This window comes from Dinoroseobacter sp. S76 (assembly GCF_049801095.1).
Lineage (GTDB): Bacteria > Pseudomonadota > Alphaproteobacteria > Rhodobacterales > Rhodobacteraceae > Dinoroseobacter.
Map to the genome: position 1 here is coordinate 36,332 of NZ_JBNAGH010000003.1, position 16,292 is coordinate 52,623.

The 16,292-nt window shown below is 67.1% G+C and carries 11 protein-coding genes; 9 read left to right on the top strand and 2 right to left on the bottom strand.

Translation table 11 applies throughout. The annotated features are described in order from the left end of the window. Nucleotides 1-145 precede the first annotated feature (145 nt). The 9 genes from ACP153_RS09830 to ade all read left to right on the top strand — a co-directional run bounded on the left by ACP153_RS09830 (nucleotide 146) and on the right by ade (nucleotide 12,219). A complete protein-coding gene (locus ACP153_RS09830; protein ID WP_424970815.1) occupies nucleotides 146-1,354 on the top strand; it encodes an acyl-CoA dehydrogenase family protein in 1,209 nt (402 codons plus the stop codon). Continuing rightward, nucleotides 1,351-2,367: a phosphotransferase family protein gene (locus ACP153_RS09835; RefSeq protein ID WP_424970816.1), complete on the top strand. Its 1,017-nt coding sequence runs from the start codon at nucleotides 1,351-1,353 to the stop codon at nucleotides 2,365-2,367. Before ACP153_RS09830 ends, ACP153_RS09835 begins: the two co-directional genes overlap by 4 nt. Before the next feature lie 14 nt (nucleotides 2,368-2,381). Beyond that, on the top strand, nucleotides 2,382-3,527 hold the full coding sequence (locus ACP153_RS09840; RefSeq protein WP_424970817.1) for a trans-sulfuration enzyme family protein: 1,146 nt from the start codon (nucleotides 2,382-2,384) through the stop codon (nucleotides 3,525-3,527). Between the two features lie 152 nt (nucleotides 3,528-3,679). Then, complete coding sequence (locus ACP153_RS09845) at nucleotides 3,680-4,615, top strand: hydroxyacid dehydrogenase (protein ID WP_424970818.1); 936 nt, start codon at nucleotides 3,680-3,682, stop codon at nucleotides 4,613-4,615. Between the two features lie 136 nt (nucleotides 4,616-4,751). Beyond that, nucleotides 4,752-5,702: a tripartite tricarboxylate transporter substrate binding protein gene (locus tag ACP153_RS09850; RefSeq protein WP_424970819.1), complete on the top strand. Its 951-nt coding sequence runs from the start codon at nucleotides 4,752-4,754 to the stop codon at nucleotides 5,700-5,702. Nucleotides 5,703-5,791: 89 nt separating this feature from the next. Beyond that, complete coding sequence (locus ACP153_RS09855; protein WP_424970820.1) at nucleotides 5,792-7,747, top strand: tripartite tricarboxylate transporter permease; 1,956 nt, start codon at nucleotides 5,792-5,794, stop codon at nucleotides 7,745-7,747. A 113-nt stretch (nucleotides 7,748-7,860) separates the two neighbouring features. Then, entirely contained in the window at nucleotides 7,861-9,582 is a 1,722-nt protein-coding gene (locus ACP153_RS09860) for an AMP-binding protein (RefSeq protein ID WP_424970821.1), read from the top strand. A gap of 3 nt (nucleotides 9,583-9,585) precedes the next feature. Further along, nucleotides 9,586-10,467, top strand: coding sequence for a bile acid:sodium symporter family protein (locus ACP153_RS09865; protein WP_424970822.1), 882 nt, complete (start codon nucleotides 9,586-9,588; stop codon nucleotides 10,465-10,467). Between the two features lie 57 nt (nucleotides 10,468-10,524). Continuing rightward, nucleotides 10,525-12,219, top strand: coding sequence for an adenine deaminase (gene ade / locus ACP153_RS09870; RefSeq protein ID WP_424970823.1), 1,695 nt, complete (start codon nucleotides 10,525-10,527; stop codon nucleotides 12,217-12,219). Nucleotides 12,220-12,366: 147 nt separating this feature from the next. On the opposite strand, the gene ACP153_RS09875 is transcribed toward ade, so the two are convergent. Both ACP153_RS09875 and ACP153_RS09880 read right to left on the bottom strand, forming a co-directional pair. Next, nucleotides 12,367-14,730, bottom strand: a complete 2,364-nt coding sequence (locus tag ACP153_RS09875) for a YbcC family protein (protein ID WP_424970824.1) — start codon at nucleotides 14,728-14,730, stop codon at nucleotides 12,367-12,369. A 34-nt stretch (nucleotides 14,731-14,764) separates the two neighbouring features. Then, nucleotides 14,765-16,273, bottom strand: coding sequence for a proton-conducting transporter membrane subunit (locus ACP153_RS09880; protein WP_424970825.1), 1,509 nt, complete (start codon nucleotides 16,271-16,273; stop codon nucleotides 14,765-14,767). Nucleotides 16,274-16,292 lie beyond the last annotated feature (19 nt).

The following is a 16,292-nucleotide window of genomic DNA, read 5'->3' on the forward strand; positions in this document are numbered from 1 at the left end:
TCTTAGGGGACGCGCTTCGCGCCCCGAGGTCAAGCGTCACGGGTGGGGTTTGCATCCCCCGCCCCATGGGTAAACTGCCGCAGTGCGGGAATATCTCGCATGTCAGGCCCGTCAGAGGCCCGCGCAAGTTCGAGGGAGGATCGAGATGGAGTTTCAGCTGCCGAGCGAGCTGGAGGCGCTGCGCGCCCGGGTCGCGGCATTCGTCGCAGAGGAGATCCTGCCGCTCGAGGCCGATCGCGCGAATTTCGACGCCCATGAGAATATCGCCCTGCCCGTGCTGGAGGACGTGCGCGCCAAGGCCAAGGCCGCCGGGCTCTGGGCCCCGCAAGCGCCGCGCGACCGGGGTGGCATGGCGCTCGACACGGTGTCCCGGGCGGTGTTTTACGAGGAGGCCAATCGCTCGATCTTTGGACCGGTCTGTTTCAACTGCGCGGCCCCCGATGATGGCAATATGGCCGTGCTCGCCAAACTCGGCACGCCCGCGCAGCAGGACCGCTGGCTGCAGCGCATTATCGATGGCAAGGTGCGATCGGCTTTTGCCATGACGGAACCCCATCCCGGTGGCGGCTCGGACCCGGGAATGATGCAGACGCGCGCCGAGAAGCGTGGCGACACCTACGTGATCCACGGCCATAAATGGTACATCACCGGCGCCGCCGAGGCGCAGCATTTCATCCTGCTGGCGCGCACCTCCGATGATCCGAAACGGGGTCACACGGCCTTTCTCTTCGACGCGGACCAGCCTGGCTGGCGGATCGACCGGCGCATCCCGATCATGGGCCCCGAGGAGCATGGCGGCCATTGCGAGCTGATCTTCGACGGGCTCGAGATCCACGAGGACAATGTCCTCATGGCCGAAGGGCGCGGCATGAAGGTCACCCAGACCCGGCTTGGGCCTGCGCGGCTCACCCATTGCATGCGCTGGCTCGGCCTCGCCAAACGCTGTGTCGAGATCGCCACCGCCTATGCCGCCGAGCGCGAGGGCTTCGGCGTGCGCCTTGCCGAGCGCGAGAGCATCCAGCTCATGCTCGGCAAGCTCGCCATGGATATCGAGATCGGGCGGCTGCTGACCATGAAGGCCGCGTGGGAGATCGATCAGGGCGGCTTTGCCCGCAAGGAGGTCTCCATGGCCAAGGTGCATGTGGCGAACCTGCTGCATCAGGCCGCGGATACGGCGATCCAGATCAATGGCGCGCGGGGCTATTCCAAGGACACGGTGCTCGAATGGATCTATCGCTATGCAAGGCAGGCCCGGCTGGTGGATGGCGCGGATGAGGTCCACCGCATGGTGCTCAACCGCGTGCTGACCGAGGAAGGGCGCGATTTCTGGCGCTGGCCGGTCGCGGCCCCGTGAGTCTGGAGTTTGAGCCCGCAGCGCTGGGGCGCTGGTGTGACCGGCAATTCGGCGCGGCAGGAGGCCCGCCCGAGATCGCCCGGATCAGCGGCGGGCAGTCCAACCCGACCTTCTTTGTGACCCATGGCGAGAGGCGGCTCGTGCTGCGCAAGCAACCGCCCGGCCCGCTCCTGAAAGGCGCCCATGCGGTGGATCGGGAGTTCCGCGTGCTCCGCGCCCTGGCTGAGACCGATGTGCCCGTGCCCGAGGCGCTGGCCTATGAGAGCAATGCGGAGGTTTTGGGCACGCCGTTCTATGTGATGGCGCGGCTCGACGGGCGGGTCTGCCCGACCTATGCCCTGCCCGAGCTGGCGCCCGGTGATCGCCGCCCGGCCCTGCTGGACATGGCGCGCACGCTCGGGCGGCTCCACGCGGTGCGGCCCGAGGCGGTGGGGCTAGAGGATTACGGACGGTCCGGCGACTATTTCCAGCGGCAGATGTCGCGCTGGTCCCGACAATACGCGGCCTCCCCCTCCGAGCCGATCCAGGAGCTCGATGCCCTGCGCGACTGGCTGACCGCCGCGATGCCCGAGGATGACGGGGCGGTGTCCATCGCCCATGGGGATTTCCGGATGGGCAACATGATGCTGCATCCGACCGAGCCCCGGGTGATCGCCGTCCTGGATTGGGAGCTGTCGACGCTGGGCCATCCCCTCGCAGATCTGGGCTTTGCTTGCATGGCCTGGCATTCGGCCCCGTCGGAATATGGCGGGCTCCTGGGCCTGGATCTCTCGGAAAATGCCCTGCCGGAGATGGCGGAATTCGTCACCGCCTATCGCGAGATCGCGCCGGACACCGCGCCGCTCCGCCCGTTCCACGTGGCCTTCGCCATGTTCCGCTTTGCGGTGATCTTCGTGGGCATTGCTGACCGCGCTGCGGCGGGCAGTGCCGCGGATCGCGATGCGGCCGATCTCGCCCCTCTGGCCCGCGCCTTTGCCCGGCGTGGGCTCGCCGTGACTGACCTGACCTTCTGAGACCGGAGCCATTGATGCCGCTTCCCGACGATCTGGACCCTGCAACCCTTGCCGCCCATGGGGGTGGTGCCACCGACACCGCCTCAGCCGGGATCGTACCGCCGATCCAGCCCGCCACGACCTTTCTGCGCGACCCGAAATACGATCTGGTTAACCCGGCCAATATCTATAGCCGCGACGATAGCGAGGCCCTGCGCGCGGTCGAAACCCTGCTTGCACGCCTGGAAAGAGGTGCTGCAGCACTCGCCTTTCCGTCCGGCATGGCTGCCACGGCGGCGGTGTTCCGCAGCCTGCCCAATGGCGCGCGTATCGTGCTGCAATCGGGGATCTATTACGGCACGTCGAAATTTGCGCGGGAATTCTGCGCCCGGCGCGGGCTCGCCCTGCTGGAGGTGGATGCGAGCGACCCTCAGGCCCTGCAGGCAGCCTGCGCGGCCCATGACCCGGATCTGGTCTTTGTCGAAACCCCCTCGAACCCCTGGCTCAAGACCGTGGATATCCGCCGGGCAGCAGAAACCGCCCATGGCGTTGGCGCGCGGCTGGTGGTGGACAGCACGGCCTGCACGCCGGTCCTGACCCAGCCCCTGAGCCTCGGCGCGGACATCGTGATGCACTCGGCCACCAAGGGGATCAACGGGCATTCCGATGTGCTCGCCGGGGCCCTCGTGACCCGCGATCCGGACCACGCCCAATGGCAGACCATCGCCACGGACCGCCACGACGCGGGCGCGATCCTTGGTCCGTTCGAGGCCTGGCTGCTTCTGCGCGGCATGCGGACCCTGCCCCTGCGGATGGAACGGATGAGCGCCACGGCGTTGGAGCTTGCCCAGCGGCTGGCCACGGATACCCGCGTCGCCGAGGTCTTCTATCCCGGCCTGCCCAGCCACCGGGGCCATGACGTGGCCGTCGCCCAGATGCGCGGCGGGTTCGGCGGGCTCCTGTCCTTTCTCGTGCGCGGCACGCGGCAAGACGCGCTCGACGTGATCGGTCGGCTGCAGCTCATTCAGCGCGCGACCTCCCTCGGCGGGGTCGAGAGCCTCGTGGAGCACCGCCAGAGCATCGAACCTGATTCCGGCATCCCCGAAACCCTTGTCCGGCTCTCCGTCGGGATCGAGGCGCCAGAGGATCTCTGGCGCGATCTGGACCAGGCATTGGGCTAAAGCGCGAAAAATACGCGATGTAAGGGCTTACATTGGGGCTGGCGGGCCTGCGACAAAAGTGCATACTTGGCACAAATGAGTGATCGGAGGGGCGGCGACAGAGACCCGCCCACCGGACAAACGCTGGCCGCCTTGGGAGGGGAGGCACCCGCATGAAAGTTGTGATCACCGAATTCATGGACCAGGACGCGCTGACAGGGTTCAGCGCGGATCTGGACGTGCGTTATGCGCCGGATCTGGTCGAGGACCGCGCGGTCACACTGGCGGCTGCGGGAGAGGCCGATGCCCTGATCGTGCGCAACCGGACCCAGGTCGATGCGGAGCTTCTGGCCTCAGCGCCCAAGCTGCGCGTCGTGGGACGGCTGGGCGTGGGGCTCGACAATATCGACATGGCCGGATGTGCCGCGCGCGGGATTGCCGTCTGCCCGGCCATCGGGGCCAACACGCGCTCCGTGGCGGAATATGTGATCGGCACGGCCTTCAGCCTGAGCCGCGGGGCCTATGCCGCGAACGCAGCGATGATCGCCGGCGAGTGGCCCCGGGGCACGCTGGGCCAAGGCGGCGAGATCGCCGGGCGCACGCTGGGCCTTCTGGGGTTCGGCGCCATTGCCCAGGCGGTGGCGGGGCTGGCAGCCCCGCTGGGACTGCGCGTCGTGGCCGCCGATCCGCATCTGCCGCCAGACCATCCAGCCTGGCGCGACGCCCAGCGTCTCTCGCGAGAGACGCTGCTCCGGGAGGCAGATATCCTGAGCCTTCACCTGCCCCTGACGCCTGAAACCGCCGGGCTTCTGGATGCGGAGGCGCTGGCGCAACTCAAACCCGGGGCGATTGTGATCAACACCTCCCGTGGCGGGATCGTGGATGAAGCCGCCCTTTGCGACGCGCTGCGCACAGGACGTCTCGGGGGTGCGGCGCTCGACGTCTTTGCGTCCGAGCCGTTGGATGCGACCGCGGGGGCGCAGTTTGCCGATGTGCCCAACCTGATCCTGACGCCCCATATCGCGGGGGTCACCGCCGAAGCCAATATCCGCGTCAGCCGGATCACCGTCGACAACGTCCAACGCGCCCTGATGGAGCCGGTGACATGACGTCCCGGCCCGCGCGCCCAACCCCAAGGGACCGACCCAAGGCCCCCTGACCCCATTGGTGGCACCCGGCAGATAAGCCGGGGCCGCTGCCCGGACCCGGGCACCGCAACAAGATCACACAGAGGAGGAGAACCCGATGATCTTCAAGACCTTCATGATGGCCGCCGCGATGACCGCGATGGCGGGCGTCGCCAGCGCCGAGGATTTCCCGAAATCCAGCGTTGACTATGTCATCCCCTTCGGCCCCGGCGGCGAGAGCGATATCACCGCGCGCTTCCAGCAGCCCTTCTTCGAGAAACTCTTTGGCGAGCAACTTGTCGTCTCCTACCAGCCCGGCGGCGGTGGTGCCGTGGGCTGGTCCCAGCTCAACGGCATGGCCTCGGATGGCACCAAGATCATGGGCGTGAACCTGCCCCATATCGTGATCAAACCGCAGCAGGGTGATGTGGGCTTCACCACCGAGGACATCACCTCGGTCTATTGGTTCCACTACACGCCGGATGCGATCGTGGTGAAGGCCGACAGCCCATTCATGTCCCTGCAGGACCTGATCGATGACGCCAAGGCGAACCCGCGCAAGGTGATCTTCTCGGGCTCGGGCAAGGGTACGGCGAACCATCTCGCGCAGGTGCAGTTCGACAAGCTCGCGGGCATCGAATCCACCTATGTGGCCTTCAAGGGCACGGGCGCTTCGGTCACCGCGCTCCTCGGCGATCAGGTTCGCGCGGCCTGGGGCTACACCACCGTGGGCGCGGCCCAGGGCGACGCGGTCCGGCTGCTGGCCGTGGCCATGGAAGACCGTCACCCGGCCTTCCCGGATGTGCCGACCTTCCGCGAGCTGGGCTTTGACATGGTCTCGGGCGCCTATCGCGGCATCGCCGTCCCGAGCTCGGCCAGCGCTGAAACACGCCAGCAGGTCTCGGATGCCATTGCCAAGATCAATGCCGATGCGGATTTCCAGAAGCAGATGATCGATGGCGGCTTCGCGCTTGTGGATGTGGGCTATGGCCCGGACATGGATGCGTTCATGGCGGAAAAAGCCTCCGGCTATATCGATGCGGCCAAAGCGGCCGGCATCATCGAGTAACCTGACAGACTGACGGACAGGCGCGCGCGGGACGTCCGCGCGCGCCCCTTTTTGCGGTCCGGCGCGGAGCCCGGGCCAGGAGACCTCGGATGCTCGAGTATATCGCGTCGGCCCTGACCCCCCTCAACCTGATGCTGGCCGTGTTCGGCGTGGCGGCGGGCACGATCATCGGCTCGATCCCGGGTCTGACGGCGACCATGGCCGTGGCGGTGCTGGTGCCGCTGACCTTCACCATGTCCCCGGACAGCGCGCTGATCCTGATGGGCGCGATCTATACTGGCGCGATCTATGGCGGGGCTTACGCGGCGATCCTGCTGAACACGCCGGGCACGCCCTCGGCCATTGCCACCACTTTTGACGGCTATCCCATGGCCAAGCGCGGGGATGGAGACCTTGCGATCTCCACCGCGTGTCTCGCCTCCGTGGTGGGCGGCCTTGTGGGGGCACTGGCGCTTCTGCTGCTGTCGCCGCCGCTCGCCAAGGCCGCGCTGGCCTTTGGCCCGGTGGAGTATTTCTGGCTGGCGATCTTTGGTCTCTCGATGATCGCGGCCCTGTCGACGGGCGATTTCATCAAGGGCATGATCGGGGCCTGTTTCGGCCTTCTGATCGCAATGATCGGCGTGTCGGAGACCAGCGCCGAGGTGCGCTTTACCTTTGGATCCAACACCTTGCTGGGCGGCATCGATACGGTCTCGGCCCTGATCGGGCTTTACTGCATTCCGGTCCTGATCGATCTGGTGGCCACCCCAAACCGCCATCTGGCCGCCCCGGAGCAGACCCGAGGCTTCCGCCTGCCCGAGGCGATCGGGACCCTGATGAAGAACAAGTTTAACGTGCTGCGCAGTTCGGTCATTGGCACCATGGTCGGCGCGCTGCCCGGCGCGGGCGGCTCCATCGCCGGGCTCGTGGCCTATTCCGAGGCCCGCCGGGTCGGCAAGGGGGAGGAGAAATACGGCGAGGGCAATCCCGGTGGGATCATCGCCACGGAATCCGCAAACAACGCCACCGTCGGTGGCGGGTTCATCCCGACCCTCGTGCTGGGCATTCCGGGTACGCCGCCCGATGCGGTGATCCTCGGCGCGCTTTTGGTGCAGGGCGTCCGCACCGGGCCGACGCTGTTCACCCAAGGGGCGGATATCGTCTACACCTTCATCTTCGGCCTGCTGCTGGCGACGATCCTGATGCTGCCCGTGGGCCTGTTGATCGGGCGCTTCGCCTATGGCGCCATCGTGCGGGCACCCAAAGCAGCCCTCGTGCCCATCGTGGCCTTCATGACCGTTATCGGGTCCTTCGCAATCCGCAACTCGGTCTCGGACATCGTCATCATGATCGTGCTGGGCGTGATCGGCTGGGTCGCGGCCAAGCGCGGCTTCTCCCCCTCGCCCATCGTGCTGGGCCTGATCCTCGGGCGGATCGCCGAGCAGGGCTTTGTTCAGAGCTGGACCATCGGCGACGCCATCGGCGACCTGCCAGGGCAGTTCTTTGGACGGCCCCTGTCCATGGTGATCATCGCCCTGACCCTGCTGAGCTTCCTCTACCCGTTCTGGCCGCGCATTCGCAGCGTCATGAGCCGCCGCCCAGGCCGCCCGGACGAGGCCCTGCCCCCGGCAAGCGGGGCGGCCATCACAAGGGACCTGATCGCATTCGCAATCTTCGGCGCTGTCGCGCTGGTGGTGATCGTGCAATCGGCGGGGCTCAACCCGGACGCCGCAGTCTTCCCGCGCACCATCGCCATGGGCATGCTGGCTCTGACGGGGCTCGCGGTGGTCCAGCTGCTGCTGACACGGCAGGTGACAGAGATCCCTGTGGTCGGCACGCGCACGCGTATGGTGGCGGTGCCGCTCCTGATGCTGGGGGCGGTTGCGCTGATCCCGGTTCTCGGGTTCGAGCTTGCCGCGCTCCTGCTGGGGGCGGCCCTGATCATTCCCGCACAGCATGACGCCTTCACGCCCAAGGGCTGGGCCCTGCTGCTCGCGGGCGTTGTGGGTACGATCCTCGCAGTGACGCTGCTCTTCGGGCAGGTGCTGAACGTGCCGCTGCCGTAACGACAGGGCTGGCCAGCAGCAGGACCTGCCGTCAAGCTCGCGAAACATCGGAGTTTTGGTCGATCCGGGGGATTTGATCCCTACATGTACGAAACGAAGCTTGGGAGGGCAGAATGACAAAGTCAGACCGGCCATGGACCGCGTTCTACGGGCCTGAGATGCGCGCGGATCTCGGCACCGCGTCCTACCGGACCGTGGGCGACATGATCAGCGCGGTCTCGAGCACCTTCGGATCCGCCCCGGCCTTCACCACCTGCCTGCCCAACGGCATGAACGGCACGCTGAGCTTCCGCGAAGTGGACGAGATGTCCGATGCTTTCGCGGTCTATCTGCGCGAGGTGGCCGGGCTCAACAAGGGTGACCGGGTGGCGGTTCAGATGCCCAACGGGCTGAGCTTTCCCATCGCTGCCTTCGGGATCCTGAAGGCGGGCTGTGTGCTGGTGAACGTCAACCCGCTCTACACTGCCGAGGAGATGGCCCGCCAGTTCGCCGATGCCGAGCCCCATGCGTTGGTGATCGTGGACATGTTCGCGGACAAGATCCCCGAAGCGACGCGCGGCCACCCGATCCCCAATATCATCGTCACCCGGGTGGCGGAGTTCCTGCCCGCCCTGCCCCGCGGGATTGTCGGGCTGGTGCAGAAATACTGGGACCGCTCCGTCAAACCCGTGGAGGTGCCCCATATCCGCCTGCCCGAAGCGCTGCAGGTCGGGCGGCTCCATGCGGATGCGGAGAAGATCGAGATCGAGGGCTACCGCCAGTCGGTCACGCCCGACGATGTCGCCTGCCTGCAGTATACGGGCGGGACGACCGGCGTCTCCAAAGGTGCGATGCTGACCCATGCCAACCTGATCCTGAACATGGAGCAGGTGATGGAGATGATCGAGGGGATGGAAAAGGGCAAGGAGGTCGCCCTGACCGCCCTGCCCATGTACCACATCTTCGCCTTCACCGTGAACTTGCTGGGGTTCTACTGGATGGGCGCGCGGAACATCCTGATCCCCTCACCCCGCCCGCTGGCGAACCTCAAACGGGCCTTCGAGAACTACAAGATCACCTGGATGAGCGGGGTGAACACGCTCTTCAACGGGTTGATGAACGAGGTCTGGTTTCAGGACAGCCCGCCCAAACACCTGAAATTCGCCTCTGCCGGGGGGATGGCCCTGCAATCCTCGGTGGCCGAGCGCTGGCAAGAGGTGACGGGCGCGCAGGTCCTGCAGGGCTATGGCCTGACGGAGACCTCGCCGGTCCTGACCTTTGAGCCCTTGAACAAGACGCGCCCGGGCTCCATCGGTGTGCCCCTGCCCTCGACGCTCGTGGCTTGCGTCGACGAGGAGGGCCAGCCCGTGGCCCAGGGCGAGCGCGGCGAGATTGCCGCCAAAGGCCCCCAGGTCATGGCCGGCTATTGGCAAAAGCCCGAGGAGACCGCGAAGGTCATGAAGAACGGCTGGTTCCTGACCGGCGATATCGGCGTGATGGATGCGGATGGCTATTTCCGGATCGTGGATCGCAAGAAGGATATGGTCGTGGTCTCGGGCTTCAACGTCTATCCCAACGAGGTCGAGGATTGCCTCGCCTCCCATCCGGGCGTCGACGAGGTCGCGGTGATCGGCGTCCCCGATGCCGGGAGCGGTGAGGCGGTGAAGGCCTTCGTCGTCAAGCGCGATCCCGGGATCTCCGAGGCGGAGCTGCGCACCCATTGCAAGGCCCATCTGACCGCCTACAAGGTCCCGAAGCAGGTCGCCTTTCGCGACGAGCTGCCGAAATCCAATGTGGGCAAGATCCTGCGAAAAGACCTGCGCGCCCAAGAGCTTGCGCAGACCGAGGAGGGGTGAGCCATGGTCGGAGCCTTTGAACAGGCGCTGCTGGCGCTGATGATCTTCGTCATCATGCTGGGCATGGGCGCATCGCTCACCCCGCGTGACTTCTACCTCGCCCTGCGGCGACCTTACGGGCTGGCCATCGGGGTGATCTCGCAATACGGGTTCATGCCCTTTATCGGGTTCCTGCTGGCCACGCTGCTGACGGTGCCCGAGACCATCGCCATCGGCATTCTGATCATGGCCTGTATGCCCGGCGGGACGACCTCGAACATCTTCACCTATTTCTCCAAGGGGAACCTCGCGCTCTCGGTCCTGATGACCGTGACTTCGACGGTGACCGGGGTGATCATGATCCCGCTCGTGCTGCTGCTCTATGCGACCGCGCTCGATCTGAATATCCCGCGCGAAAACATCATCATCACGCTTGTGCTGCTTCTGGTCCCCGTCGGGATCGGGATGGTCCTGCGCAAGATAAACGCGAATGTGGGGGCCGTGACCGAGTTCTTTGGCTCGGCGCTGGCGCTCTTTTTCATCGCCTTCCTGATGGTCAGCTGGATCCCCCGGAACTGGCAATTCCTGCTGGAGACCTCAGGCGCCACTTATCTCGCGGCGATCGGGCTCGGCGCTGTGGGGATCACCATCGGCTACGGGTTTGCCCGGGCGCTGAAGCTGCATCCGCGCAATGCGCGTACCGTGGGACTGGAGACCGGGATCCAGAACGGCCCCCTCGCTGTGGCGATCATCGTCTTCACCTTCGAGGGCACCGAGGCTCAGGCGGTGATGGCCGTGCCCGTGCTCTATTCGCTCTTCATCATCATCGTGGCGAGCATCGTGACCATGATCTTCCGCCGGGCCAATACGGCGGCGGAGCAGAAGATGCCCGACAGCCTGCTCTAGCTTGCACCGGGCGCGCGCCTCGTGTCTCCTGCTGGCACAGCAGATAGGAGCGCGCCCATGTCAGACCTCGCATCACGCATAGCTCAGGGGCGCGGCGACGCGCCTGCGGATCTGGTCCTGCGCGGGGGACAGGTGCTCGATCTGGTGACCGGGGATCTGATCTCGGGGGATGTGGCGATCTGCGGAGACCGGATTGTCGGCACCGGCACCGACTATGAGGGGCGCGAGGTGCTGGATGTCACCGGACTGACCCTCGTGCCCGGGTTCATCGACACCCATCTGCATATCGAAAGCTCCCTTGTGACGCCCTTCGAGTTCGACCGCTGCGTGACCCCGCGCGGGGTGACCACGGCCATTTGCGACCCCCACGAGATCGCCAATGTGATCGGCCCGGACGGGATCCGCTATTTCCAGGCCGCAAGCGAACGCACGGTGCTCGACATCAAGGTGCAGCTCAGCTCCTGCGTGCCGTCGACGGATATGGAAACCGCCGGCGCGCAGATCGAGGCGGCGGATCTTGAGCCTCTGCGCGGGCATCCCTCGGGGATCGGGCTGGCGGAGTTCATGAACTATCCGGGCGTGATCTATCGCGATCCGGGCGTGATGGCGAAGCTGGAGGCCTTCGAAGGCGGTCATATCGACGGGCATTGTCCGCTTCTGCTGGGCAAGGATCTCAACGCCTATGTGGCCGCCGGGATCCGCACGGAGCATGAGGCGACCAGCGCCGAGGAAGCCCGCGAGAAACTGCAAAAAGGGATGCGAGTCCTGATCCGCGAGGGGTCTGTCAGCAAGGATCTGGAGGCGCTGGCGCCGCTCCTGACCGAGCGGACGGCGCCCTATATGTGCCTCTGCACCGATGACCGGAACCCGCTCGACATCGCTGAGCATGGGCATCTGGACTACATGATCCGAACGCTGATCGCGCGAGGCGTGCCGCCGCTGGCGGTCTATCGCGCCGCGTCTTTGTCGGCGGCGGAGGCGTTCGGGCTCAAGGATCGCGGGCTGATCGCGCCGGGCCTGCGCGCGGATATCGTGGCCCTGCCGTCGCTGGAGGACTGCCGGGCGGAGCTCGTGCTCTGTGGCGGGGTGCAGGTGACCGATGCCGCCTTTGCCGCGCGGGAGGAGATCCCGCCCGTGGGTCGCGGATCCGTCCATGCCCCACATGTGACGCCGCAGGTCTTCCGGGCCGGTGGCAACCGCGAAGAGACGGATGTGATCGGGATCCTCGAGGGAAAGATCCTGACCGAGCATCTGCGCGAGGTGATCCCGATCCGCGATGGAGACAAGCTGCCCGATACCGCGCGCGATCTGATGCGGATCGCGGTGGTGGAGCGGCATGGCAAGAACGGCAATATCGCCACGGGCTTCGTGCGGGGCTTCGGTCTGCAGAAGGGGGCGATTGCCTCGACCGTCTGCCATGACCACCACAATATCGTTTGTGTGGGGGCGGGCTACGCGGATCTGGCGCTGGCGACGAACCGGGTGGCCGAGATCGAGGGCGGGTTTGTCGTGGTGTCAGAGGGCGAGGTGCTGGCCGAGCTCGCCCTGCCCGTGGCGGGGCTGATGAGCGAAGCGCCTTTTGAGGAGGTCCGCGACGCACTCGTGGGTCTGCGCGAGGCCGCCCGCAGCCTCGGCGTGACGCTGGAAGAGCCGTTCCTCCAACTGGCCTTCCTGGCGCTGCCGGTGATCCCCGCGCTGAAGATCACCGATCGCGGTATGGTGGATGTGACCCGCTTCGAGATCATCGCGTAAAAGGGCGCGCCCGGCCAAGGCCGGACGCGCGGACACACTCTGTGCGGGCCATGGGCACCTGTTGGCCGACGGCCCCTTGGCGCTCGGTTCCATTGATGCGCGTCCGCGCGGTCCCGGAACGGGGCCGCGCCCCCGCAAACGCCGTCCTTACCGCGCGGCGATGGCTGGCGCTTGGCGCGGCGCAAAAGGCTCCCATTTCAGATCGCCCGCATAGCGGTCCACGATGGTCCCCGCCTCCCCCAGCCGCAGCAGCTTCAACCAGCCATTGTCGAAGAGCGTTTGCACATTCGGATGCCGCCCGAGGATCTCGGTAATTGCCTCCGCCGGCGCATCCACAACCACGCTCAACCTCAACGGCTCATGGACGAAATCGGCACCGTCATGGACCGATTGCTGCGAGAGGCCCACGCGTAGCGCGCCGGTCGCCCCATCCAGCACGCCCATTCCGCCGGTCACGTTATGCACCTGTTTGGTCCCGCTGCCGAACACCTCCGGCGCGACGACCGACCCGTAATATTGCAGGCTGATCCAGCTCGCCACGACCACCGGCGCGGTGAGGATCAGCTCGAGCACTCCGAACCCCTCATCCTGCCGCCAGTCATAGCTGTGCAAGAACACACGCCCGTCGAGCTGGGCAGCCGCTGTCTTACCACGCGGTGCCACGACGAAGGCCTTGCAGCCTGCGAGCCCCCATTCGGGCCGGGTCTCCGCCCAATCGAGCGCCCGCTTCGCGACATCCGCCTCAGTCCTGGCCCCGGGCAGACGCGCCAGCCGTTCCGCCCGGGCCAGAGCTCCGGCGGCCTCCACCCATCCCGCGACCTGGGCGAGGCTGTCCGCGGCGCCTGCGCGTATCCCTGGCGCGAGATCATCGAGATAGAGCGTGATCCGGTCCTGCGCCGTATCGTGCAACGCGGCGAGAAACACCGTGTCCTCGGGTACGGTGATACCCTTCTGGGCCAGCCCGGCCCGCACCTCCGGCTGGTTCAGCACATCAGCCAGCAGCCGCGCATTCACATCGCCACCATAGCCCCCGCACGCCCCGCATTGCAGCGCGCTGCCATGGGCGTTGTTGGTCACATGGGCCCCGTGCCCGGCGATCAGGACTACGTGCGCGAAATTCTCCCGCAGGGACATCGCCCCCAGGATCGTGGCCGCCGCATCGATCTGCGCCGCCAGCGGCAGGGGCGGGTCGAGCACGGGCTTGGCCGAGGTCACCTCCTCCTGCCCGTGGCCCAGCGTCTCCCGCACCAGTTTGCCCGCATAGAGCGGCCCGGTCGCCTCGACAAAGGCAAAGGACGAGACCGCCGCCTGCCGGAACCGTCCCCAGGCCCGCTTGGCCCGGCCCGCGATCCGCGCGGCGCCGTGATCCCCGGCATCCCGGCTCTCCAGACCGGGCGTCAGCAGAACCGGCAACCGCGCTTCGGAGCCACACATCCCCGCGGGCGTATGGGCCACGGTCAGCCCGAAGAACCCGGCAAACCCCAGCGTCTCGATCTGCGGCGACTGGCTCTCGAGCGCGCGGCGCATCACCTCGGAGCGGACATCAATGCAAAAGGCGGCCTGCATCACCGGGCGCGCCGGGTTGGACTGCCCCGCGCCAGGCACAAAGGCCAATGCCAGCTCCCGCTGGGCGGCCCGTTCCGCGGCCTCCTGCAGGATCGCGTCGATCTGATCATCCCGCGCGGGCGCAGCTGGAGCGCTGCAAGTCGCCACCGCATCCGCCCAGGCGGGCTGCAGCCCGGGCCGGTGGGACAGAAGCACCGCGTCCCACGCCGCACGGATCGCCAAGAGCTCAGAAAGACTGGTGTCGGTCTCGCCCGCAAGCTCCGCCTGCCAAAGCCGGTAACGCGCGGCCTGAGCCCAGCCGCCGAGGGTCATCAGCAGGCGATGGGCGTAAAGCGCGGCGGCGTCGGCCGAGAGGCCAAGCAGCGCCAGCGCCCATGGCAAGGCCGCTTCTGCGGTCTCGGGCAGCGCGGCAAAGCTCGCGCGGATCCCCGGCAGCCCGGCCAGTTCCGGGTGCAGGTCGTGGCAGGCAAACCTACGCCAATTGGCATAGGCCCCCTCCTCCGGCTGGGCGGACCAGAGCGCCTGGCCCTGATCGAAATACCCGGACGCCCAAGCGCCGATCCGCGCCTCGGCCAGCCCTTGCCCCTCCAGCGCCGATACGGTCGGCAACGCGCTCGGCTCAGGGCGCGTTTGACCGGCGGCGGCCAGAACCTCCGCTACGCTCAGGGAGGTTCCGCTCGCGGTCAGGGCAGCCGCGATATCCTCGAGCGTGATCTCGCCCCCCGCGATTTTCGCGGCAAACCAGTGCCGCGGCGCGGTCACGGCGCATCCGGCCACCCGGGAGAGCAGCGCCGCCGTCTCCGGCAGGTTTTGCCCGGTCTGACCGAGAAACGGGTTCACCGCCACGGTCGCGGAGAGGGGGAAGGCAGGCGGGATCGCCCGGATGGCCGTGTCGGTGAGGGCGGTGATCTGCTCTGTGCTCAGAGCGGGGACAGCATGGGTCATGGGAAGCTTCCTTTGATATCTGAGAGAGGAGAGGTCAGGCCGCAGCCCGGCCCAGCAGCCGGTCGAGAATGGCCGAGGCATAGAGCCCGTTGGACAGGTGGACCCGCAGGGCCCGCGCCTTGGGATGATCCGACCAGCGCGGCAGCAAGGTCTGCGCCACGGCGATCAGGGTGAAGCTGAGAAGCGCCAGGGCGATCACCGCCCAGACGGTCCCAGTGGGCGCAGGTGGCGCGGGCAGATGACCGCCCGCAAGTGCGCCCGCCCCGGCCTGTAGCGCGAGATAGGCGGCGGTCGCAGCTGCCGAGAACCCGGCCAGCCGCAGGGCCAGCGCCTTGGGCGCGCCGCCCGCCATGCCCTGCGCGATGAGATAGGCAATCCCGAGGATCAGGATCACCCCCAGCGCTAGGGCTTGCGGGGCTTTGTCCAGCGCTCCAAAGAGCACCACACCCAGCCCGTAGATCGCGAGCGCCAGCGCGAAGGCCCCCGCCACCACCTTGGCATCCGGCAGCGCCACTGGGCCCGCCCCGCGCGCCTCGGTCACCGCAACCACCGCCGTACCGGAGTTCAGCAGCGCGTGGGCCTTGTAGAGCGCGTGGGCCACGATATGCAGCAGCGCCAGCGGGAAGAGCGCGAGGCCGATCTGCAGCATCAGAAAGCCCATCTGGGACACGGTCGACCAGGCCAGGGCCGTCTTGATCGCAGGCTGGGTGAGCATCACCAGCGCACCGATCAGAGCCGAGGCGCCCCCGATCAGAGCCAGCAGCGCAAGCCCGCCGGGCGCCAGAACCAACAGATCCGCAAAGACCAGGAGCAGCACGCCCCCCGCATTCACGATCCCCGCATGGAGCAGCGCGGAAAATGGCGTCGGGGCCTCCATGGCCTCGGTCAGCCACCCGCTCAGGGGAAAGAGCGCGCTTGCTGTCACTGCCGCCAGGATCAGCGCCGCGAGGCTCCATCCCAGTGTGGCAGGGGCCGTCCCGGCCTCCGCCGCCGCAGCGATGCCGGCGATGGAAATCGTGCCATAGCCCGTCGCAAAGCCGGTCATGGCCAGCCCGAGGGCCAGGGTCGCGAGCCCCGCACTCAGCAGGTATTTGCGCGCCGCGGCCTGCGCCATGGGCCGCTCCGGGTACGTCAGGAAGAGCCGATAGACCGTGGCGGACAGGGCAATCCAGGCGAGCCAGAGCACGATGACATTCACCGCCAGCACCATGGTCAGCACCGCGGCCAGGGCCAGGGCGATCCACCCCATGAAGGGCGCGCCCTCGGGCTCATCCCGCAAGGAAATGCTAGAAAACGACAGAACCACCCAGCCGAGCCCGGCCACCAGCGGCAGCATGACCGCGCTGACAAGATCGAGCCGCGCCGCGCCGCCCTCGGGCAGGCCAAACGCAGCCGCCCCGATTGCAACGAGGGCCGCGAGCCCCCCGGCGCTGGCCGCGACCGGGCGCACATAGGCGTGCGCCAGGGCGGGGCGCAGCAAGAGGGCGAGGCCCAATCCGGCCAGAAGAAGCGGGACGAGCAAGGCGATCAAAGAGAGCAACATGGAGGATCCTCGACAGGTG

Coding starts and splice junctions, on each gene's coding strand:
- ACP153_RS09840 (WP_424970817.1), top strand. CDS start 2,382: ATGCCGCTTCCCGACGATCTGGACCCTGCAACCCTTGCCGCCCATGGG.
- ACP153_RS09875 (WP_424970824.1), bottom strand. CDS start 14,730: ATGACCCATGCTGTCCCCGCTCTGAGCACAGAGCAGATCACCGCCCTC.
- ACP153_RS09860 (WP_424970821.1), top strand. CDS start 7,861: ATGACAAAGTCAGACCGGCCATGGACCGCGTTCTACGGGCCTGAGATG.
- ACP153_RS09850 (WP_424970819.1), top strand. CDS start 4,752: ATGATCTTCAAGACCTTCATGATGGCCGCCGCGATGACCGCGATGGCG.
- ACP153_RS09880 (WP_424970825.1), bottom strand. CDS start 16,273: ATGTTGCTCTCTTTGATCGCCTTGCTCGTCCCGCTTCTTCTGGCCGGA.
- ade (WP_424970823.1), top strand. CDS start 10,525: ATGTCAGACCTCGCATCACGCATAGCTCAGGGGCGCGGCGACGCGCCT.
- ACP153_RS09830 (WP_424970815.1), top strand. CDS start 146: ATGGAGTTTCAGCTGCCGAGCGAGCTGGAGGCGCTGCGCGCCCGGGTC.
- ACP153_RS09845 (WP_424970818.1), top strand. CDS start 3,680: ATGAAAGTTGTGATCACCGAATTCATGGACCAGGACGCGCTGACAGGG.
- ACP153_RS09855 (WP_424970820.1), top strand. CDS start 5,792: ATGCTCGAGTATATCGCGTCGGCCCTGACCCCCCTCAACCTGATGCTG.
- ACP153_RS09865 (WP_424970822.1), top strand. CDS start 9,586: ATGGTCGGAGCCTTTGAACAGGCGCTGCTGGCGCTGATGATCTTCGTC.